Raw genomic sequence first — 22,877 nt, 5'->3', positions numbered from 1 at the left:
TAAGTACCGACTTGGCATTAGTCCAGGCCTTCCTCTTTCATGGTCTTAGCAACGTCTTTCATGGCGTCCTTTTCGTCGTCGCCGTCAGCAGCGATGGTGACGTCAGTGTTGGCACCAACACCGAGAGACATCACACCCATGATTGACTTCAAGTTAACGGACTTGCCCTCGTATTCAAGGGTAATGTCAGCGTTATACTTGCTGGCAGCTTGAACTAATAAAGTTGCTGGACGAGCATGAATCCCTGTTTCTGCGGTAATGTGAAAGTTGCGTTTTTCCATAGTTATCGATCTCCTTTTACGAGCACAATATTTTTTCTTTTAGGGCGCTGTTGCCACCAAGTTCAAGGAACCCCGCTTCTTCGAATTGATGGGAAAACTTGCCTTTATCCTAAGAATATCAATTTATTCACTAAAATACAAGCGAATGTAAGCAAATAGTGACCGCTTACATTGTTGTTTTTATGAAGTTTGGTCATGATCATAGTGATAAGTGAGAATCCCAAGTTTGTCAGCCTTACCAATGACCCGCTTACGAAACTCGAAATTCATGTAGGCGGGATAGAAGCTCATAAACTCATCCGGTTTCACAACAAACTCGTCTAATTCGCCGTCTTTCAGCTGTTCCATCATCTTCGTGTAGTCCTTGTCCACTGGCGATATCCCCCCTTTTCTGAAACCCATGTCACCATGTTACGCCGTTTAAAACAACCTGTCTATTATAGATGAAACCCGATTATCTTTGAACCCCCTATTTTGGTCAGCATGACAATTTTGGACAAAATAATTTTAGTGAGCGGACACCTTTCATCATTTCGCGACAAGGTCGGTATGGACCTGACGTAATGGTTCAATCTGGTGGCAATCGTCGCTAACAAAAACCGTCACCATCTATTATCAGTCGCGTTAAAGCACATGACTTGCATCTAAAGCCTAAATGTTATACAACTTACAGTGTGATTAGCACTGGAATCAAAGAGTGCTAATTTTTGAAGCAAACTGCTTGCTTCAAGGTCAAGTTAGGGTATAATTAAATCAATGGTCAGTATTGGTCAAACAATCTCGCATTGTTTGGCCAATTGGCTTGACTACTTTATATAGAAGGGAGTCAATATATGCTCTGTCAAAATTGCCATCAACGCGAAGCCACAATTCATTTGTACTTAAACGTTAATGGCCAACGGCAGCAAGTTGATCTCTGTCAGAACTGTTATCAGCTCCTGAAAGATCAGCAGCCAAAAAATCCAAATTCCGGAAACGGAGGTACGCAAATGGCACAAGATCCATTTGGGTTCGGTAACTTAGACGACATCTTCCGCGCAATGCAGGACGGTGGTACCCCAAACAACGGTCAGCAAGGGTTTCAACAGCAAGTGCCACCTACTCAGCCGCAAGGCCCAACCGGTGGTAACGGCCAAGGTCGTAATAACCAACAAGGTGGTCTATTAGGCCAATATGGGTTAGACCTTACTGAACTGGCAAGTCAGGGCAAAATTGACCCCGTTATTGGGCGTGATAAAGAAATTGCTCGGGTCACTGAGATCCTCAACCGACGCACCAAGAACAACCCTGTTCTGATTGGTGAAGCCGGGGTCGGTAAAACGGCCGTGGTCGAAGGACTGGCACTCAAGATCGTCGCTGGTGACGTTCCCCAAAAACTATTAAATAAGAAGATTATTCGGTTAGACGTTGTTTCACTTGTTCAAGGGACTGGTATTCGTGGTCAGTTTGAACAACGGATGCAACAGTTGATGCAAGAAGTGCAACAAGATCCAAACGTGATCCTGTTTATTGATGAAATCCACGAAATTGTGGGTGCCGGTAACGCTGAAGGCGGCATGGATGCTGGTAACGTTTTGAAACCAGCCCTTGCCCGTGGTGAGTTCCAACTTGTTGGGGCCACTACCCTCAATGAATACCGTGACATCGAAAAGGATCAGGCGCTGGCAAGACGGCTCCAACCCGTAACGGTCAACGAACCATCACTTGAAGAAGCCATTGAGATCCTCAAAGGGATTCAAAAGAAGTACGAAGACTATCACCACGTTAAGTACTCTGATGGTGCCATTGAAGCCGCCGTCAAGTTGTCCGATCGTTACATTCAAGACCGGTTCTTACCAGACAAGGCAATCGACTTACTCGATGAATCAGGCTCAAAGAAGAACCTGACGATCAACGTTGCCGACCCTAAGACGATCCAAGAAAAGATCGATACTGCGGAAGGCCAAAAACAAGCGGCGTTGAAGCAGGAAGATTACGAAAAAGCAGCCTACTACCGTGATCAGGTGAATAAGTTAGAAAAGACAAAGGATAGTGCCTCTGCCTCCCCTGACGAAACACCTGAAGTCACTGAAGAAGACATGCAAAAGATCGTTGAGGAAAAGACTGGTATCCCTGTTGGCGAGTTAGCAAACAAGGAACAGACGCAGTTGCAAGACCTTGGCCCATCACTGAAGAAGCACGTGATCGGCCAAGATGAGGCCGTTGATAAAGTGACGCGGGCAATCCGTCGTAACCGAATCGGTTTAAACGGCACTGGTCGGCCAATCGGGTCATTCCTATTCGTTGGCCCAACCGGTGTTGGGAAAACGGAACTTGCAAAACAACTGGCGCGTGAACTCTTTGGGTCAAAGGACGCCATGATCCGGTTTGACATGTCTGAGTACATGGAGCCGCATTCAGTGTCTAAATTGATTGGTTCGCCTCCTGGCTACGTTGGCTATGAAGAAGCTGGTCAACTGACGGAACAGGTTCGTCGGAATCCATACAGTATCATTTTGCTGGACGAAGTCGAAAAAGCACACCCAGACGTGATGCACATGTTCCTTCAGATCTTGGACGATGGGCGCTTGACTGATTCACAGGGTCGCACTGTATCGTTTAAGGATACCATCATCATTATGACCTCAAATGCAGGAACTGGTGATGTTGAAGCCAGTGTTGGTTTTGGTGCCGAAGCAAGTGGTAAGACCCACTCTGTTTTGGACAAATTAACCAACTACTTCAAGCCAGAATTCTTGAACCGGTTCGACGACATCGTTGAATTCAACGCCCTCACTAAGGAAAACTTAATGAAGATCGTTGACCTGATGATCGATGACGTTAACAGTATGTTGGCTGTTCAAGGCCTCCACGTTCACGTTACTGAACCCGTTGAGAATAAGTTAGTTGACTTAGGTTACGATCCGGCCATGGGTGCTCGACCATTACGTCGAGTGATTCAAGAACAGATCGAAGACCGCATTGCGGACTACTACCTCGACCACAGTGATATCAAGAACCTGATTGCAACATTGAACCATGACAAGATTACGTTAGGTGCTGAAGCTGGCGATACCGCCACTGCAAGTACCGAAGAGAAACCTGAAACAAAATAGTGATGTTTGAAAGTCTCGCGACAACGGTGTGTTGTTGCGAGACTTTTTTTGGTTTGCTGAGTTTGAGGGTGTTGGTTGTGACTGAGAAACTAAGCTCAGTTTGGGTAAGCTCTTGTTAGGTGGCTTGCTTTCACTGACCCTTTTTGAGAATTTTGGCGCAAATTGTATTTTGGTTATTGGGTGCGGGTTTTACAATGCACCTCTTTTTGGGGTTGGTGGTTTTGATTTATGTTGGTTGGTTCTTTCTTGGCAACCTTGCTGAAACGCGCTCCGCAAGGCAGAAGGCTCCTGTGTAAGCAACTCTGGTCAAAAAAGTCAGACCCGGACTTTTCTGACCAGAGTTACTTACACTCCGCCTTCTAACCGCCTTGCTCCGCGCTCTTTCCTAAATTTCCCTTTTACCTACAAATTCCCTCAACGTATGCGGTATACTATTAGTAAAGCACGGAGGAGGGGTTGCATGGCAATTTTAGATCGATTATGGCACTGGTTATCTGGGCAAAATGCGCCCACGCCGCGGCATGCTGCCGCGCCTCGAAGCCAGCATCAGGCCAGCCACATTGCACCCCGTGGTGAATCAAAAAAGATTACGGTAACACCGAAGCCCGAACCAGATCAAACCGTCTCAGAACCCCAGCATCAGCAACCCGCTCAGGCTAGTGTGCCAAGCACTACCACGGATGCTGTGCTCGTTGTATTATATCTCGGCGAAGATGGCCGTTCATTAGCTGATCCGGAATGGTTGAACGGTCACATCGGCGATCCGATCCACCTCCAATTTAAAAACTTTGAAGATAAGATTTTAATTAATATCAAGGGGTTTCTAACCAGCTATACGAGTCCCTACCACATCATGACCCTGCAGTTTATGCAGAAATTGGGACACCCAGTTGTGCTATACCCAGTCGACTATGACACTGGCCAACTGCTCCAAACACCCCACGTCATTACTGGCCAAATTAACGCCCCATTTGCGCTTAAACAGCCTGATATTGAGGACTATCATTTGATCAAGGCCAGTCGCCCGCTCAATGGCCACTTTACGACTGAACCGCAAATGATCATTGTCATGTTACGACGAAATACGTGGCAGTCTGTTCAACGCATCAATTACTATCTGGAACTCAATCAAACAACGGTCGTTTACGATGCCCCAAATGGCCAAATTCAACCGTACGACTTCCCGGACCATTCCGTTTGGCGGGCCTTTATCAAGGTAACTCTATCTGATGGCCAAACTTGGTACAACCTCGGCGGGCCGCAGTGGATCATTAACGATAAGATCGTCGTCACCGACCGGCCCGCAGCATCAGCCTTAGAAAGTGAAACAGCGTTGGAGCAACCAAAATTTGACCCAATGAATAAATCTGGCCAGATCGACTTTATAGCCGACCATTCAGTCAACATTTTCAATGCACCAAACGGGCAAATCATGGGTCACATTCCAGACGGCACCTTGGTCATGGTGACGGGTAAACTTGTTGATGATGCTAAGATTCCATGGTATGAGTTGGATCATAAGGAAGTGATTCAAGCCCAGTATGTGAGGTTGATGAATGTGCAAATGGTGTAGAGTGTGAAGCAAGGCGGTTTGAGGGCGGAGCGTAAGTAACTCTGGTCAGAAAAGTCCGGGTCTGACTTTTTTGACCAGAGTTGCTTACGCAGTAGCCCTCAGCCTTGCTGAACACGTTTCGGCAATATAACATAGAAAACCAGCCGCAAGAACTAATCGTGAGAAAAACACCTCAAACCAGACGCTTTCCCAATACCTTGAAAAGCCTCTCAAACATATAACAGAAAAAGCAATCACGAAAAAAGCAACCCCGACACTCCGAGGTTGCTTTTTTCATCCCATCAATCCACTACATCTTCCACCTGAATTTCCTCAGGCCGACGCTTACGCTGAACGCGCTTATTGATTTCCAAGATCACACTAGGCACAAACACCGCTACAAGCACGATCATCCAGTTCAATACCGGCATTGCAGTGAGTTCAAACACGTGTTGCAGACCAGGTACCAACGCAATTGCAAACACAATTACAGCGGCTAAACAGACACCAATATTGATCTCACGATTTGCCTTAATACTTGCCCATGTCAGTGGCGACCGCCGCTTGATTGGGTAAATATCAATCATTGACCCGATGGCTAAAATCATGAACAGCATTGTCGTGCCCATTAACGGATCATTAGCTGATAACCCAAACCGGCCAAGCGCATAAATGCCGAGCGTCAACAGGACAAACGTGGTTGCTCTCAGGGCGACACGCTGTCCAAGTCCGTCCGCAAATATACTGACTGACCTGCCAATTGGCGATTGTTTCATATTAGACGGCTCAGCTGGTTCTCGACTCAGATAGAAGCTGGAATCCCATCCGCTAACACGTTAATGATCAGCAATTGTTCGGCAATCAGCGGCGCACCCCAGCCAACGGTTACCGCGAAGATCATCAGGAAAATCTGCGCGAAGTTCACACCAATCAGGAATTCAACGGCTTTAAGAATGTTTTGATAAACCGCCCGCCCCGTCGAGACGGCAGCGACGATCGTTTCAAAATTATCATCCGTTAAAATCATGTCACTCGCATTCTTGGAGACTTCGGTTCCCGTAATGCCCATCGCGATACCGACATCAGCTGCCTTTAAAGCCGGGGCATCGTTGACCCCATCGCCAGTCATTGCCACCGTTGCCCCCTTGTTTTGCCAAGCAGTCACGATGCGAATCTTGTCCTCTGGCGACACCCGCGCATAAAGCTGATGCGGTCAATTCTTGCCGTCAGTTCAGTATCCGTCAATTGCCGAAGGTCAGCACCAGTGATGACATCATCCGTCACGTGCAAAATACCGATTTGAGTGGCAATTGCCTTCGCCGTTTCTAAGTGGTCACCAGTGATCATGACCGTTCTGATACCTGCATCGGCAGCTTGCTGAACGGCCGCAATAGCCGTCTCGCGCGGCGGATCGATCATGCCGATCAGCCCCGCAAATGTCAGGTCGGTCTGCAAGTTTTCAATCGGCGCCGTTGGGCGTTCCTCGAAGTAGCGGTAACCGACTGCTAACACCCGCAGTGCTTCGTGCGCAAACGTATCATGAACCCGCATCATCTCGCGTTGCTCTGCTGCCGTCTGTTGTAATGGCAAATGGTCAACTGCGCCTTTGACGATCAAAAGGTAACGGCCGTCCGGGGTGTCATGCAACGTCGCCATTGTCTTTTTGGTCGAATTAAACGGGTCTTCCGCCAACCGCGGATAGTCTCGTTCTAATTCGGAGCGACTATGATCAAATTTTGCCAGCCAGCGAACAATTGCTAACTCAGTTGAATCCCCCACCTCGACCAGTTCGCCGTTGACGGTCTGGCGTGTGGCATTGGTTGCTAATCCCATTAAACGCATGAGTTTGAGTGATTCATCATTCACGTGCATCTTTGCCACACTCACTGAGGCATTTGCCCCAGCCGGCCAAAACCGCGTGACGGTCATTTTATTTTGCGTCAAGGTGCCGGTTTTATCTGAAGCAATGACGTTCACGCCACCAATCGTTTCTACCGCATCAACTCGCCTCATGATGGCATGTTGTTTCGCCATGACGTTCACACCGTGTGACAAACTAATGGTGACAATGATTGGCAGCGTTTCTGGCACGGCTGCAACGGCCAACGATACGCCAATCATGAGCGCATCCGTCAGCGGCTCGCCCTGGTAGAAGATACCAAGCGCAAAGATGATCACACCACCCACTAGCGCCACCGCCGTCAGTCGCGCTGATAACTGATTTAACCGTTTCTGCAACGGTGTCATCCGCGCCTTCGTACGGTTTAACATCCCAGCAATAGCCCCAAGCTCAGTGGCCATCCCCGTTGCGGTCACGACCATTGTTCCAGTCCCCTGTGCGACCCCGGTTCCCGAAAACACTTCATTGATCCGGTCACCGAGTTCCTCAGCTTCTGGCACTGCCTCAGCCGTTTTCTTAACGGGTTCGCTTTCGCCCGTTAAGATGGCTTCGTCGATTCTCAGATCAGTCGCAGCAATCAATCGCCCATCCGCTGGAATCTGATTACCGCCAGTCAGCAACACAATGTCACCCGGAACCAAATCAGCCGCGTCCACCACCTGAGAGTCCCCATCACGGATCACAGTCACCTCGTGTACATTCAATTTTTTTAACGCCGCCAACGATTTTTCAGCACTGTGTTCCTGATACATTCCGATGGCGACGTTAATGATCAAGATACTGCCGATCACGATAGTTTTCGTCCATCCACCGTCAGCTGTCAGCGCTAAATACGTCGACAGCAAAACGGCAAACAACAGTACCAGGGAGGCAACGTCGGACAGATGCCGCCAGACCTTTTGAAAAACGGTCGGTGGCTTCTCCTCCTGTAAAACGTTGCGCCCTTCATGTTGCCGTTCGGTCACCTGAGCGGTCGTGAGTCCCTGCGACAGGTCCGTTTCGAGTTTTTTAGCTAATTGTGCGTGCGTCAGTTCTGCATTATGAATTGTCATCGCGAGCAGTCCTTTCTTGAATTTGCTGCGGGGAATCGGATCAACAGCTGGATTTAGGAGCTGAAAGTTGTCCTAGTCTTCTCTTATAGTTTATCGAAATTGTTGGCGATAGACAATAGATTTTAATTAATATCTTATGATTTAAATAATATTTTTCTATGAATTTTGTGTGAAGATTTTAGGATGTCAAGGCAGATGCTAAAAAACCTGATGAAGGGATTGGCTTCATCAGGCTTTTTTGGTTTTATTTTTTTGTACGTTGTCGAAATGTGTTCAGCAAGGTACTCCTGCATAAGCTAACTTTGGCAAAAATACCGTTTTGCTGATATCGAGTGGTTCTTGTTTCTGACTTTCTATTTCACATTGACGAAACGTCTTCAACAAGACGGGGCTAACGTGTAACGGATGATGACCAAAAAGTCAGACCCGGTTTTGCGAATTTCTGTAAGAAGTTGGCCTGGCGACGTGTTCTAATTTCACATTGCCGAAACGTGTTCAGCAAGGCACGGGACTAACGTGTAATGGACTCTGACCAAAAAGTCAGGTCCGGACTTTTCGGTCAGAGTCCATTACACACCGCCCCTTAACCGCCTTGCTTCACACTCTACAAATTGACATCCATATTAAACGTCAACTTCGAAAGCCCCAACCCCTCTTCAAACAACTCATTCATAAACTGAGTGGTCTTTGCCTTCATCTCAGCGACCACTGCGTAGTTTTGTTTTGTCAGGTAATCAGTTAACGCATCTCCCGACAAGTTTGCTGCCGCTGCGTCCGTTTCTGCGATATGCGTCTGAAATGCCTGCTTAACCGCAGTTAAGAAGTCCGTATCCGATTGGATGAATTCTGCATAGTGCGATTCAACTAACACTGATAACTTACGGTACATCCAGTAGGCACTGTCCGCATCGGCATGAAGCGGTGTAGTTGAGTATGATGGATCCGTATCCGTTGCGTTCGCAAAGAATGGCACGTAAGGACTAAAAGCTGGCACCCCGAAGCACAACCACATGATGGCCGATTGTTCCGCGGGCACATTGTTCCGTAATTGGAGCACGTGTGAATTCTGCGTCCGGTTCATTGAAATTGGCCGGAATTTTGTTTTCAAATCTTCTGGTCCGCGACCCAATGGATCGTAGTCGGTTTCGTTATAGTGGGAACTCAAAATATATTCCACATCTTCCACGCTAATTTTACGTGACGCATGACAGATAAACGGCAACTCTGATGATGTTGGTTCCTGCTTGTGTTCTAGATTGAGGTACCGTTGACCAAACCATACCCGCGGCGTGTTATAGTGACGGTCTTTTTCATTGCTCGTCCCAAAAATATGACGGAAATTCCAGCCGGAAAGATCTGGGTTCAAGCCATGGTCACTCACAAATTTTTGAATCCCTTCAGCCCACATAAAGTTATCAGGATCATCAAAGTCAACAGTTTGAATGGCAACCTGGTTGGCGGTGATGACGTACGCATCATCCGGAATCCGTTGGGCAACCCACTGGTGGCCAGTTACGATTTCCATGTACCAAGCTTCATTGTTATCTGCAAACAAAACACCATTACCTTCAGGTGATCCGTATTGTTTGATCAAATTACCGAGGTATTCGACCCCGTTACGGGCACTGGTGATAAAGGGTAAGACCATGGTCTGTAAACTATCCTCAGCAAGGCCGTTTTCGATCCAAGGGTCATAGGCGAGCGTCTTCGGATTGCCGTAAACACTTTCGGTAGCACTCATCGCCACGTTTCGTTCATTAAAGCCGCTTTCGGCGTAAATTCCCTCCTTATCAACATCCGCATTAGGCGTCTGCTGGTAACGCATCCCGGCTTCTGGAAGTGGCGCAGTAAACCCGTTTTGGTTTGACACAAGCGTCTCATGCCGGCCCTTAACTGCCGGCATCATTTCAAAACGCTGTGGTGTTAATGGTAAAAACGTGTCATCGTTTCTGGCAATCATGACGGATCCGTCGATTGAAGCTGCCTTTCCGACTAACACTGACGTACAAGCTGATTCTTTCATTTCAAAATCTCCCTTTGCTCGTTTGCCTAACATTATACCCCTCTCATGAAAATAACAACTGAAAGAACAATGACAATTTACTTGTGAAAACGTTGACAATTAATTTTAATTGTGTAAAATATGATTGTGAACAATTTTATTTGTGCAAGATGCACATAGGAGGCAGTTGAATATGAAAGTCGTTGTTATTGGTTGTACCATGATGGGACCTTTGCGACCCAACAAATTTTGGCGGAAAACCCGGATGCTCAGGTCACCGTCTATGAACGAAACGATGTCATCTCATTCTTGTCTTGCGGGATCGCACTTTATCTCGGGGGCCAAGTCAAGGATCCTCAGGGCCTGTTCTACTCAAGTCCAGATGCGTTATCAAAACTTGGTGCCACCATTAAGATGCGTCACGATGTCACAAACATCGATAATCAAGCACACACGATCACTGTGGAAGATTTGGACACGCACGAAACTACCACAGAAGCCTACGACAAGCTTGTTATGACGACTGGTTCATGGCCCGTTATCCCGCCTATTCTGGGAATTGATTCTGATAAAGTCTTGCTCTGCAAAAACTGGGCACATGCTCAAGCCCTGTTTGAAAAAGCAGCCTCTTCAAAGCGCATCGCAGTTATCGGTGCCGGCTATATTGGCGCTGAATTAGCTGAAGCCTACTCATTGAAGGGTCACGATGTCACGCTCATTGACGCTCAAGACCGGGTGATGCCTAAGTATTATGACCAAGCCTTCACTGATAAGATCGAACAGGACTACGTTGACCACGGTGTTAAGTTGGCACTTAGTCAAAAAGTAGCCTCATTCGACACGACCGCCACTGGTGTCACGATTACGACCGACAAAGAAACAATTGAAGCTGACCTTGCCATTTTATGCATCGGGTTCAAGCCAAATACCGACCTGCTCAAGGGTAAAGTTGACATGGCAGATAACGGTGCCATCATCACCAACGACTACATGCAATCTTCTGACCCAGACATTTTGCTGCCGGTGATAGTGCAGCAGTTCACTATAACCCAACGGGCAAAAATGCCTACATTCCATTGGCAACCAACGCCGTTCGTCAAGGTATCTTAGTGGGTAAGAACCTCGTAAAACCAACCACCCGTTACATGGGGACCCAATCTTCATCTGGTTTAGCCCTCTATGGGACATCAATTTGTTCAACCGGTCTTACCTACGATGCAGCTAAAGCTCAGGGAATCAACGCTGAACAGGTCATTGTTGAAGACAACTACCGGCCTGAATTCATGCGACTACCCTGCCCGTCTTGATGTCTCTCGTCTTTAACCCAGACACCAAAGAAATTCTTGGCGGTGCTTTAATGAGTAAGTACGACATCTCACAATCAGCAAACTTGTTGTCCGTTTGCATCCAAAACAAGAACACCATTGATGACCTTGCGATGGTCGACATGCTGTTCCAACCAAACTTTGACCGGCCATTCAACTACTTGAATATTCTGGCTCAAGCTGCCCAGGCAAAGGTCGCCAAAGAAACTGTTAAATAATCGCCTTTAAACTTTAATGATCGATTAAAAACGTCACCCGCTCTGGGTGGCGTTTTTTATGCTGCTATGGTGATAGTCAAATCCTTTCACATTGTCGGTGTTGATTCAATTTTGCTATTGTGTATCATTGTGAGGCGATTTTGTGGTAACATTTTCTAGACTGATTGTTAGTTTCTAGGAAGTGCTTTTTATTTAGGGCGCTATGCCAGCTTTTTAGTGAATGTCTTTGTGCGCTGGCTGTGGTAAAAATGCCAGGTATCTCTGCTAGAGTTGTTTTTTGGCGATGTGCATCGCTGTTACATTGCCGAAGCGTGTTCAGCAAGGCAGAGGGCTCCTGCAGAAGCTAACCGCCTTGCTTCACACTCTTTTAAGCTTCCCTTAAGCTACCAGTCACATCATAGACTATTGCACTCATACCTTGATAGGAAAAAGAAATAACCCTGTGTTTAGGGACATTAATTTAGGAGGTGATGGCTTGGCTACCAAAACCAAGCGGCCCTATCTTTACGAAGTTGACCTGATGCGGGTCATCTTTATTTTTGGGGTGTTACTGAACCACACAACGACTGTCTACATGGCGCACATTGTCAACACGTCAAACAGTCAAACTTTTCTTGAGGCAACCCACCTCATCCTGCATTTTACCCGAATGGGATTCATGTTCATGTCTGGACTAGTGCTCACGCTGAACTACTATAACCGTGAGCCTCACTGGGTCACATTCTGGAAGAAACGTTTTTCCAGTTCCGGCATTCCCTACCTTGCCTGGGACGCCATCATTCATGGGGATCAGTTCTACATGTACTACATTTTGGTCACCCTTCAGTTGTACGTCCTGTTCCCACTGCTTGTGATGCTGTTCAAAAAAATGCCAAATTCCCACGCTGGCATCATGGTCGTCAGTTTCATTATTCAGATTTTTTTGATGATCGGCATCAAGTACTGGCTGCCACACGTTGATACCAGTCACTGGTGGTTCCTGTTTAAAAACTATGGCGAAAACGTTCTGGTTTACCAATTCTACTTCCTGTTTGGGGCATTTGTTTCCATTCACTATAAAGAAGTGGATAAGTTCATTGGCGATCATGCAAAAGCCATTGGGTTCTTCACCGCCGTTCTGGCACTTGGAACCGTTGCGCTATACTGGTGCAATATCCACATCCTAAAACTCTCAATGGCGGCAACAATGTCGGTTCACCAACCTACATGTTGGTGTATGACACGGTGATGATCATCTTCGTCTTCTGGGTTGGACGGCGCTACGCCTATGCGCGTCAACACGGTCTGTGGCCCTGGGTCGACCGTTGGATTCATAATGGTGCGAAGGTTTCCTTCGGGATCTACCTTGTTCAAATGATTCCCTTGACCTTCTTAACGCTGATCATGAATCACATCCACATGCCAGCTTGGTTGCTGGTCCTCTGCCTGCCGATCGGGTATGCTTTTGTGGCCGGCGGTGCCTTCTTAATTTCATGGTTCTGCTACAAGGTCCCACCATTTGGCGTCTTGATTGGGCGACCACAGATTCATTTTAAACGAAAACCTGCACCTGTTTCAGAAACGGGCGCAAACTAAAAAATAATAAATTAAAAAACAGCACCTCCAATTTGGGGATGCTGTTTTTATTTCTAGAAGTGGCGGTAACAGTCAACCTGATATAACGCAGTCGGCTAACCCACCCGATACCACTAAAAAAGGCCCGAACAAATCACGTCCGCGCCTTTTTTAGTTAAACTTAATCAGCTGACAACGCATCGATCGGATTCAATCGTGATGCCCGTCTTGCTGGCATGAGGGCCGCAATAAACGAGATCACGATGGCAATCACAAACGTCGTGATCACATTGCCCAATGTCAGCTGGACCATATTAAACTTCACGATGCCATACAGCACGTGATTGAGCCCAATACTGCCCAGGTAAGCTAAAACCAGCGCCAGAACGGCTGAGAATACCCCAATGATCAGGGATTCAGCTGTAAATAGCCGTCGAATATCCTTCCGTCGTTCACCAAGTGCTCGGAAAATCCCGATTTCCTTAGTCCGTTCAGAAACTGACATGTACATCGTCACGATGATCATCAGTGCTGAAACGATCAGTGAAATACCGGCAATCGATGATAAGACAATCGAGGCGATCTTAACATACTGGTTCACCGTATCAAGGATGTCACCAACGGTAATCGCGCCAAACGCATACTTGCCGTTGCTGCCCTTAATGTCCTTAACCTCATTAGCAACCGTCTTAACGTCGTTCATGCTGCTGGCGTTAACGGAGACAAAGTTTGGCTTTGTGAAAGCTTGGCGTCCTTCAGCAACTTGTGCATGGTGCTGTAGTTGGTACCCGTAATAGCCCCAGCCTGGCCGCCATTTGCAATCCCGACAACTTTAAGCTTTGCCTTCACCTGAACCGGCTGCTTTTGGTCGTTGACCCAAGTTAAGTTTAGCGTCACCGTTTTACCCAGGATCTTCTTGTAATTCTTTTGCCCCATAAAGGCAACGGCCTGAGTCTTATCTAGAACAATCTGGTTGTTCTTTGGCGCGTGACCTGACTTGATCGTGTTGCTGGTATAGGCCTTGGTCCAAGTTTGGAAACCAGAACCCGTCTTTGATTGTTTACCGTAGTTTAACGAATAGTTGCTCATTTGATAACCCGGTTCAACCTTGTCAACGTGCTTTAAGTTATCCAGCTTGGTCATAAGTGACGAATCGATCATCATCTTCGTGGGGTCGCTCTGGAAGTTCCCCATTTCTGATTCGAACTGGCTGGTACTCAATTTTTTGCCAGTCGGGTTTTTCATCACCGTGACCGAGTTGGGGTTGACCATCGAATTGATCTGATTTTGGATAAACGCATTGATCCCGTTACCTAACCCGCTAAACAGCAGAACGGCAAATAACCCGATTGCTGTCCCAAGCATAATCAATGAGTTTCGCCAGAAGTTAAAACTAAAGTGCTTGAACGCGTTGCGATAGCTGGCCGTACTCGACAAGACCTTAGGATGCATCAAATGCTTGTCTTCACCAAGTGGGTACGCATCCTTCAAGCGGTCATCACCATCGATCTGACCGTCAGCAAGGTGAACGATTCGCGTCCCATGGTTGGCCACATCCTGAGAGTGGGTCACCGCAATGACCAGCTTGCCCTCCTGAGCAATCTCAGTCAACAGGCTCAAAACTTCAGCGGTGTTCTTTGAATCCAGCGCCCCCGTTGGTTCATCAGCAATAATTATTTTTGGGTCGGAAGCCAACGCCCGGGCAATCGCAACTCGTTGTTTTTGCCCACCGGAAAGCTGGTTAGGATGTTTTTTGATCTGATCACTCAGACCCACCTTATTCAGCAATTCAACGGCCCGTTGTTTACGTTGGCTGCTGTTTAAGTCAGTCATGTCCAAAGAGACTAAAACGTTGTCCAGCACGCTTAAATGCTGATTAGGTTGTACGACTGGTAAATGTACCCAATCGTGCCGCGCCGGTAATTATCCATTTGTTTTTCTTTTGTGTGGTCGAGTGTCTGGCCCTGAATCGTGACCGAGCCGTCAAAGTTCCGGTCCAAGCCACCGATAATGTTCATCAAGGTAGACTTCCCACCACCAGATTCCCCTAAAATTGATACAAACTCACCTAGTTCAAAGTCTAGGTCGATCCCCTTTAACACCGGGAATTCTTCTTTTCCAAGATAGTACGACTTATGAATGTCGTGTAATTCCAAGAATGCCATTACCCACTTGCCTCATTTCGATTATTTGTACCGTGGCCCAATATACCGGAGTGTCTTAGGGCTGTCAAGCCGTCTTCCAGCTGTCACGTTCAGTCTAAGTTAGTGTCAAGATCCCGCTAACTAACAAAAACCAGTGTACTTATTTAGTTAGTCATTGTCAATATAAACTAACTAAGTTGTCAAAAAAAACCACCTAGCCGTCCAATTGATGGCCCAAGTGGTTATCTGTTGTCTATAATTTTGCCGTCAGCGTCACATCTGGATACTTATCCTTAAACCAGCGTTCCGCAAAGTCGTTTTCAAACAGGAACAACGGCTCACCGGCCAGATCCTTGACCAGCAGGTTTCGGCTGGAAGACATCCGTTCATCCAACTGTTCCGGATCGATCCACCGAGCAGTCTTGTGGCCCATCGGTTCCATAATGACGTCCGAGTTATACTCGTTTTTCATCCGGAACTGGAAGACTTCAAACTGCAGTTGACCAACCGCCCCAAGGATGTAATCCCCAGTGGTATACGAGGTATAGAGCTGAATGGCACCTTCCTGTACCAGCTGGTTAATCCCTTTGTGGAAGGACTTTTGCTTCATGACGTTTTTAGCTGTGACCCGCACAAATAATTCTGGCGTAAACTGCGGTAATTTTTCAAACTGCAGTTTCTTCTTACCGGTATAGATCGTATCGCCAATTTGGTAATTCCCAGTATCGTACAACCCGATGATATCCCCGGCCACAGCAGTATCGACGTTTTCACGCGTATCAGCCATAAACTGGGTCACATTTGAGAGTCGCATCGTTTTCCCAGTCCGACCTAACGTAACGTCCATGCCGTGATTGAACCGGCCAGAACAAATTCGGACAAAGGCGATCCGATCCCGGTGCTTCGGATCCATGTTGGCCTGAATCTTAAAAACAAACCCAGAGAAGTTATCATCCGTTGGATCGATTTCTTCACCATCCGTTGTTTTATGTTCTTCAGGCTGCGGTGCAAATTGCAGGTAAGTCTCAAGGAATGTCTTGACCCCAAAATTAGCCAGCGCTGACCCAAAGAACACGGGGGTTTGGTCCCCCTTTGCAATCTTGTCCATGTCAAACGAATTACCAGCGTCTTCGATCAGTTCCATGTTGTCCCGGGCATCTTCGTACCACGAGTCATCATGGAGCGGGTTGTCAGCAGGAATGTCGCCATTGTCGTCTAATGGCACGTAGCGGTCTCCTCGGAATCTGGACGGAACATAGCCACTCGGTTGTGGTAACGGTCGTACAGGCCCTTTAATTCTTTCCCCATACCAATTGGCCAGTTCATTGGATACCCTTCGATTCCCAGAACGTCTTCCAATTCGGCAATCAGATCAAGTGGGTCGCGGCCATCACGGTCCAGCTTATTCATGAAGGTAAAGATCGGGATTCCCCGCATCTTACAAATTTGGAACAGTTTCTTAGTTTGCGGTTCGATCCCCTTTGCGGAGTCAATGACCATGACAGCAGAGTCCACTGCCATCAATGTCCGGTACGTATCTTCAGAGAAATCTTCGTGTCCTGGTGTATCCAAGATATTGATGCGTTTGCCTTCGTAATCAAACTGCATCACTGAACTGGTAACGGAGATCCCACGTTTTTGTTCGATCTCCATCCAGTCTGACTTGGCAAAGTTGCCACTTTTACGGGCTTTAACTGTCCCCGCCTGACGCACGATTCCGCCAAACAGCAACAGTTGTTCCGTAATCGTTGTTTTCCCGGCATCAGGGTGAGAAATAATGGCGAAGGTCCGCCGGGTCGCAACGTCGTTGGATAATGTTGTCATAGTGTTGTTCCTTTCAAGTTTTCAGTTGGTTGTGCGTTCATTTTTTTAAATTCGTCCATCTAGTAGTATAACTTAATGACGCCCATTAGCCAATTGCCTTTGGGTAAACAGCAAGAAAGACTGGGAAGTTATTCCCAGCCTTTTTTTGATTGCGTTGAAATCCGCTGCATTCTGCAATTTGGCACTCCGCAGTAGTGGAAACCGTAACCTATGCAGACTATTGGAACGAAACGATAATCGCTACCACTAGGGAACAAGGATATTAACCGTTCTTTTCAATCTGATGCACAACATAGTTAACGATCTTCAATGAACTTAACCCGTCATCAATGGCACAGAAGCGCTTATAGAACTTCATAAACCTTGCGTCATGACTCATATCGGGTTGCTGCAAATCTTTTTTAATGCCAGCTAATAGTTCTGATTCATTATTGGCAATGTCCCCAGGCAGGTCCTTTTCGTAATCGAGGTAGAATCCGCGCAGTTCATCCTTGTACAGATGGTAGTCGTACGGGTAGAACAAGATCGGCCGTTTGAGGTAGGCATAGTCGAAGAAAACCGAGGAGTAGTCGGTGATCAGCATATCGGAAACCAAGTACAGGTCTGAAATGTTTGGGTGACTCGAAAAATCGTACACAAAGTCGGTGTAATCACTAATATCCAGCGCGTTCGCAATCAAATAGTGCATCCGCAAGATCAGGACCGTATCCTCGCCAAACTGTTTCTTAAAGTCGTCCAGACTAAACGGCAGTTCAAAGGTGTACTTTCCCTTTTCAGCAAACTGGTTGTCCCGGTAAGTTGGGGCGTAAAGCACGACCTTCTTATCCAGCGGGATGCCCATCTCTTCCTTCAGACGTTGAATATCATCAGCAGAAGAGTTCAGTAATTCATCGTTACGAGGATACCCAACCTTAAGAATCTGGTTATTGAACCCAAAGGCTGACCGGAAGATGCGTGTTGAGTAGTCGTTTGGTGAAACCAGTGCATCCCAGCGGTTGGCTTCCTTCACAAAGTTAGCGTGGTACTTGGCCGTGGTCGTCCCCGGCATCGAAACGTTTTCGATGTCCAGCCCCAGTTTTTTCAACGGTGTCCCGTGCCAGGTCTGAATGTACGTCACATAATTAGGTTTCTTGACCCAGGATGGGAACCGTGCGTTACTGATCCAGTAAGTGGCCTTTTCCAACGTTCGGACCCACTTCGAAGTTCGGCGGACAACGAACGGAATGTTGTTTTCCTTGCAGAACTTCTTCAATGACCGATCGATCGACCAAACAAAGTTAAAGCCGGGATAGAGTTCCTTGAACAAGCGGTAAATGGCGTACGGACTGTCACTGACTTGACGGCCGCCAAATGATTCAAACACGATGGTCGTCTGGTCGTATGGCCGGTGGCCTGACTTAAACAGGAACCGCATCCGCCGCAAATTCACCTTATCCTGCACCGTCCGACCAAGGTCCACAACAGCGTGGGTCTTGCCAGGGACGGCCGCAATTTTTTCGCCAAGGCTTGGTGCTGGGAACTCCTTGATGACGATCCCGTTATTAAACCGCTTTTCGATAAGGACCAGCCGGTTGCCAGGTAACACAGCTTGAACAGTTTGGCCTTCCAATGACCGCGCTAAGATCAACCGCTGAGTAATGGGCTGGGATCCCATCTTATATGAAATCGACAGGTCCTCAATGGAATCCTGCGGCAGATCAGTCAGCGGAATCGCAACGCGAAACAGCCCACGCAGGGTGCCCTTTTTGGTTGGGTAAGCCAACTTAGCATCCGAATTACGCGACTTCAAGATGATCTTTTGATCCGTGATCTTCTGGTTGTTAATTTTGTTATAACCGGTGATCTGCAGGGTATTATCCACCAAGTTCACTGCGTTGACCGTGAATTCATCCTCGGCTTGACGAATGTGGATGTTTAATGTGGCCATGCCTCAGAGTCGGCATTAAATTGGAACTGACTCGTCAGCGATAACTGGTGACGGTCGCTTAAGTATTCACTTTCGACCTGCAGGATCACCTGTTCTTCGTTGGCATCGAAGGCCAAGAAAAGCTGCCAGGTGAATTCTGACTGGTCGAAGGCATTGAACTGCAATTTTGCGGGATCGATCTGTACGCGAACCAGATTGTTGTCGATGATGCGTGTCACTGGCAACGTGACGGACGCCAGACTGGTCGTTTCCAAGAAGGTTACCCGTAAATTATCGAAGGATCCTGGCACATCGATCAGTTCGAATTCCAGTTCCTGCTGTTGTTTTTTTTGATGTAATCCTGATAATATTGCACGCACGAGAACGACTCCTTAGTAATTAAAGATCAATAGTTGTTGCAGATAGGCAGCGAAATGCGGGTTGTCGTTGAGATCGATGAACAGACTGGCTGGCACGTCCGCAAATTCCGTACTGATAAATTCCGCATAGAATTCAAAGATCGAGTTGAACCGGTGAAAGTCCACGTGATCAACAACCTCATAGTATGGCCGCTCTTCGCTGAGCCGGTAACTGACCTGATCCGTTTTTTCGTCGGTTTCAGAGATCAGATTGGTAAAGGCCATTTTCGAGGTCCGCTGCATTTCATAATCATAGGTCACGTGGTGGTCGTGGCGAATGAAACGATAGACCAGCTCACCGGCACCGTTCAGCAACAGACTTTCGTCGTGCTTACCGTCCGTATAGTGCAGCAGCCCGATCTGCTTGTCGTCTTCATAAACGGCCGCTGCCACCGGTTGATTTTGACTGATCTTAGTCGCGGTGATCAGCCGGCCATCAGCGTCGACCACTTCCTCGGCCACAATATCGCCCTCTGCCACGTAGCGGAGAATCACATCATCAGTGTTGTCTCCTGCACTGAATCGTTTCACGTCAAGGTCGCGGTAGTCTGCCGTAAACTGATCCTTTTCAGCGACCGCAATGCCCGGCTTATCGCGCACTAATTCTGCCAGTGACATCACAATCACCCGGCCAGCACCCACCATCGTTTGGATGAGCTGTTTTGCGGCCTCATACTCGTCAAACTGCACCATACCCAACACCACAGTGATTTGGATATCGTCGTTGCGCAGCATCGTGATTTTTTGTTTAAACGTCAATTTTTTAATACCCGCTAATGACGTTACTAAAAAGATTGCCTGCTTCATGATTACCCTCGCTTTTACAATAAAATATCCCTAGTCGCAACCGGGGATATTGTCGTCACATTCTACTTATTTTCTTTCCAGTCCGCACCAGTGGTCAAGCCAAGGTCCTGCTTGATCTTCGTGGTGGAGATACCCTCTGTCCGAGGCAGGTAGATCACTTCACAGTAGTCCTTCAAAAAGTCGAACTTACCCTTCCAGTCATCGCCCATCACAAACAAATCAATATCGTTGTCCTGAACATCCTTGATTTTTTGATCCCAGTTCTTTTCTGGAATCACTTCATCCACGTAACGAATGGCTTCCAGAATATACTTTCGGTCTTCGTATGAGGTGTATGCGCGCTTGCCCTTAATGGCGTTGAATTCATCAGAGGAAAGGCAGACCGTTAAGTGGTCACCTAACGCAGCCGCCCGCTTCAATAATCTAACGTGGCCCTTGTGTAATAAATCAAAAGTGCCGTAAGTAATAACTTTTTTCATAAAATCTCCCGCTTATCTGTGTAGTCGCTATTAATGTGTTGTTTCCCTGAGTCCTAACTCGACTATAATATCATAAATTGCGATGCAACCCAATATCTGACCAGGGAAAGTTTGCTGTCCTTAGGAATCCTTTAAGAAACGGCGGCTATTTGGCCGAATCAGCCGGCGTCTTTTCCTTTTGCTCGCGTTGCAGGTGGAAAATGTTGTAGATGAACTCAACCACCGTTTTGACCACCGCATACAGCGGCACACCAAGGATCATACCGAACAGCCCGGCGATGTTACCCGCCACCAGCAAAATGATAATAATGGTCAACGGATGAATGTTCAGCGTCCGACCAATGACATTTGGATAGATGAAGTTTCCATCCACCTGTTGCACGATGACCGTGACAACGAGAACGAGAATGACCTGCGTCAAGCCGCTTTCGATAGCAACGATCACTGCTGGTAAGACCCCAATGTAAGGCCCCACGTAAGGAATAATATTGCACATGCCGGCAAAAATACCGAGCAACAGCGCATACTTTTCACCAACGAGGCTAAACCCGATCGAGGTAAACGTCCCAACGAATAAGATCTCGATCATTTGCCCGCCGATATAGCGTGACAGCGTATGACTCATTTTGTTCAGCAAGTCGATGATTTGATCCGCGTGACGATCCGGCAAAAACTTTTTAATACTTGGAACAAGTTTATGCCCATCCTTCAACATGTAAAACAGCATCACTGGAACGGTGACCGCTACAACTGTCACACTCGTTGCCATCCCGACGACCGTCCCAACGCTGGAGGTCAGCCCAGTCATAAATTTTTGCGCATAGCTGGCCAGGTTCTTTTCAATCTGGTCACCATATTTACTGAAGTCAACATTTTTCAGCCAAGTATAGCTGCTCAGCTTATCGTTAATGTCAGCTAACCCCGTCTGAATAATTTTGACGATGTTCGGCACGTTATTGACCAGTGTGCTAACTTGTTGAATCAGTCGTGGAATCAACCAAACAATGCCACCAGCTAGAATCGCCGCAAACAAAATAAAAATGAGGGCAACTGCCCATGTTCGGCTAATATGCCACTTGCCGATCTTCACCTTTTGAATCAGCTTAACTACCGGATTTAGCAGGTAAAACAGCACCCCAGCTAATAGGATCGGCATGAAGATCGTATTGAAGAATGTTGCGATGGGTGAAAAAAGAAAATCAATTTTCGTGCAGACCCAAATCAACGTTGCCGCAATAAGGATCTCTAACGACCAAAATAATAATTTGGACCTGCGATACTGATCAAACATAGGCCCCTCCCTCGTTTCGTGTTGAAAATATGTTTATTATAACGTGATTACGCCCCACGTACCAGCGTCTCTAATAGATTCCAGCACAATTTGTCGTTGTGTTGTCTAGCGGGGCTTTGATTCAAAAAAATGAACCACAGCGATGATCCTGCCGGGTTCATTTTAAATTGACCTCGAAAGCAACCCATTAGCTCCGCCGGGAAAGTTCGAGATAGCGTGAATACCAGAGATCGACGTATTCTTTGGAGAATGGTCCTTTTCGGTTGTTGATCCAATCAACCAAAATGAGCACGTTCGCCTTTAAAATCTGATCGATCTCTTTGGAGTAATGCCAGCGACGGCTGAACACTTCGTACTCGTCAACGTCAAGCAACCGTTTTTCGCCGTCAGGAAAGACCTTAACGTCTAAGTCATAATCAATATACTTTAATGCTTCCTTATCCAGAACGTATGGTGAAGCGAGGTTACAGTAATAGGAAATACCATTATCTCGGATCATCGCTACCACATTAAACCAATAGTGTTTATGAAAATAAACGATTGCCGGCTCACGAGTCACCCACCGCCGCCCATCGTCTTCAATGACTAACGTGTGGTCATTGCAACCGATGAGGGCATTTTCACTTGTTTTAAGTACCATTGTATCGCGCCAAGTTCGATGCAAACTTCCGTCGTGCTTATAGCTTTTGATCGTAACGAAGTCGCCTTCCTTAGGTCCTCTAGCTTCGCGCGCCATAGTTAAAACCCTACTTTCTCCTAAAGTATCGGGTATGATTAATAAAAATTCACTTGTCATTATAACAAAGATTGGGACCTTTGCATAGAGAGCGGAAGAAAGCGTTTAAGGAGTGGAGCCTAAGGGACTATGTCCAGTAAAGCCCGGGCCTGGCTTTACTGGGCATAGTCCCTTAGGTGCAACTCCTTGCTTTCCGGGAGCTCGTTTAGTCTCAAGGCTAATAGAAAGACCAAGTAAATTGCACCTATAGCAAAAAATAAAATCAAAGTTCAGAGAGCGGAAGAAAGCGTTT

11 protein-coding genes and 5 pseudogenes are annotated in these 22,877 nt (G+C 47.0%); 5 read left to right on the top strand and 11 right to left on the bottom strand.

Going from position 1 to position 22,877, the window contains the following annotated elements; all coding sequences use genetic code 11:
• Positions 1-17 precede the first annotated feature (17 nt).
• Together JCM11969_RS07620 and ykzS are read right to left on the bottom strand one after the other, a co-directional pair.
• A complete protein-coding gene (locus tag JCM11969_RS07620; protein ID WP_054710058.1) occupies positions 18-281 on the bottom strand; it encodes a phosphocarrier protein HPr in 264 nt (87 codons plus the stop codon).
• Between the two features lie 180 nt (positions 282-461).
• Positions 462-653 (bottom strand): protein YkzS, encoded by a 192-nt coding sequence (gene ykzS, locus JCM11969_RS07615; RefSeq protein ID WP_156319298.1) that lies wholly within the window; start codon positions 651-653, stop codon positions 462-464.
• Positions 654-1,114: 461 nt separating this feature from the next.
• Between ykzS and JCM11969_RS07610 the strand changes: the two genes are divergently transcribed.
• Both JCM11969_RS07610 and JCM11969_RS07605 read left to right on the top strand, forming a co-directional pair.
• On the top strand, positions 1,115-3,376 hold the full coding sequence (locus JCM11969_RS07610) for an ATP-dependent Clp protease ATP-binding subunit (protein ID WP_054710056.1): 2,262 nt from the start codon (positions 1,115-1,117) through the stop codon (positions 3,374-3,376).
• A 460-nt stretch (positions 3,377-3,836) separates the two neighbouring features.
• Complete coding sequence (locus JCM11969_RS07605; RefSeq protein ID WP_054710053.1) at positions 3,837-4,949, top strand: MucBP domain-containing protein; 1,113 nt, start codon at positions 3,837-3,839, stop codon at positions 4,947-4,949.
• Positions 4,950-5,230: 281 nt separating this feature from the next.
• Here the strand turns inward: JCM11969_RS07605 and JCM11969_RS07600 are convergent.
• Together JCM11969_RS07600 and JCM11969_RS07595 are read right to left on the bottom strand one after the other, a co-directional pair.
• A pseudogene (locus JCM11969_RS07600) lies at positions 5,231-7,889 on the bottom strand (cation-translocating P-type ATPase).
• A 595-nt stretch (positions 7,890-8,484) separates the two neighbouring features.
• Entirely contained in the window at positions 8,485-9,903 is a 1,419-nt protein-coding gene (locus JCM11969_RS07595) for a C69 family dipeptidase (protein ID WP_054710109.1), read from the bottom strand.
• 172 nt (positions 9,904-10,075) lie between these two features.
• On the opposite strand from JCM11969_RS07595, the pseudogene JCM11969_RS07590 reads away from it, so the two are divergent.
• The 3 genes and pseudogenes from JCM11969_RS07590 to JCM11969_RS18860 all read left to right on the top strand — a co-directional run bounded on the left by JCM11969_RS07590 (position 10,076) and on the right by JCM11969_RS18860 (position 13,000).
• Positions 10,076-11,425 (top strand): annotated as a pseudogene (locus JCM11969_RS07590) (FAD-dependent oxidoreductase).
• Between the two features lie 475 nt (positions 11,426-11,900).
• On the top strand, positions 11,901-12,653 hold the full coding sequence (locus tag JCM11969_RS07585) for an acyltransferase family protein (RefSeq protein WP_225353181.1): 753 nt from the start codon (positions 11,901-11,903) through the stop codon (positions 12,651-12,653).
• The gene (locus JCM11969_RS18860) at positions 12,650-13,000 is read left to right on the top strand and encodes an acyltransferase family protein (protein ID WP_225353180.1); all 351 of its coding nucleotides are present in this window, start codon (positions 12,650-12,652) and stop codon (positions 12,998-13,000) included. The genes JCM11969_RS07585 and JCM11969_RS18860 overlap by 4 nt, the downstream gene beginning before the upstream one ends.
• 160 nt (positions 13,001-13,160) lie before the next feature.
• On the opposite strand, the pseudogene JCM11969_RS07580 reads toward JCM11969_RS18860, so the two are convergent.
• The 7 genes and pseudogenes from JCM11969_RS07580 to ntdP all read right to left on the bottom strand — a co-directional run bounded on the left by JCM11969_RS07580 (position 13,161) and on the right by ntdP (position 22,585).
• Positions 13,161-15,144 (bottom strand): annotated as a pseudogene (locus tag JCM11969_RS07580) (ABC transporter ATP-binding protein/permease).
• Positions 15,145-15,376: 232 nt separating this feature from the next.
• Positions 15,377-16,947 (bottom strand): annotated as a pseudogene (locus JCM11969_RS07575) (peptide chain release factor 3).
• A 262-nt stretch (positions 16,948-17,209) separates the two neighbouring features.
• A pseudogene (locus JCM11969_RS07570) lies at positions 17,210-19,233 on the bottom strand (CDP-glycerol glycerophosphotransferase family protein).
• 12 nt (positions 19,234-19,245) lie between these two features.
• The gene (locus JCM11969_RS07565) at positions 19,246-20,079 is read right to left on the bottom strand and encodes a hypothetical protein (protein WP_054710050.1); all 834 of its coding nucleotides are present in this window, start codon (positions 20,077-20,079) and stop codon (positions 19,246-19,248) included.
• Between the two features lie 62 nt (positions 20,080-20,141).
• Positions 20,142-20,558 carry a glycerol-3-phosphate cytidylyltransferase gene (tagD, locus tag JCM11969_RS07560; protein WP_054710047.1) on the bottom strand — a complete coding sequence of 139 codons (417 nt, stop codon included), beginning with the start codon at positions 20,556-20,558 and terminating at the stop codon, positions 20,142-20,144.
• A 145-nt stretch (positions 20,559-20,703) separates the two neighbouring features.
• Positions 20,704-21,849: an AI-2E family transporter gene (locus JCM11969_RS07555; protein WP_054710044.1), complete on the bottom strand. Its 1,146-nt coding sequence runs from the start codon at positions 21,847-21,849 to the stop codon at positions 20,704-20,706.
• Positions 21,850-22,036: 187 nt separating this feature from the next.
• The gene (gene ntdP / locus JCM11969_RS07550; protein WP_054710041.1) at positions 22,037-22,585 is read right to left on the bottom strand and encodes a nucleoside tri-diphosphate phosphatase; all 549 of its coding nucleotides are present in this window, start codon (positions 22,583-22,585) and stop codon (positions 22,037-22,039) included.
• Between the last annotated feature and the right edge of the window lie 292 nt (positions 22,586-22,877).

This window comes from Secundilactobacillus paracollinoides DSM 15502 = JCM 11969, assembly GCF_001311135.1.
GTDB lineage: Bacteria > Bacillota > Bacilli > Lactobacillales > Lactobacillaceae > Secundilactobacillus > Secundilactobacillus paracollinoides.
The sequence above is the reverse complement of the archived record's forward strand: the minus strand, read 5'-3'. Positions and strand labels throughout refer to the sequence as shown.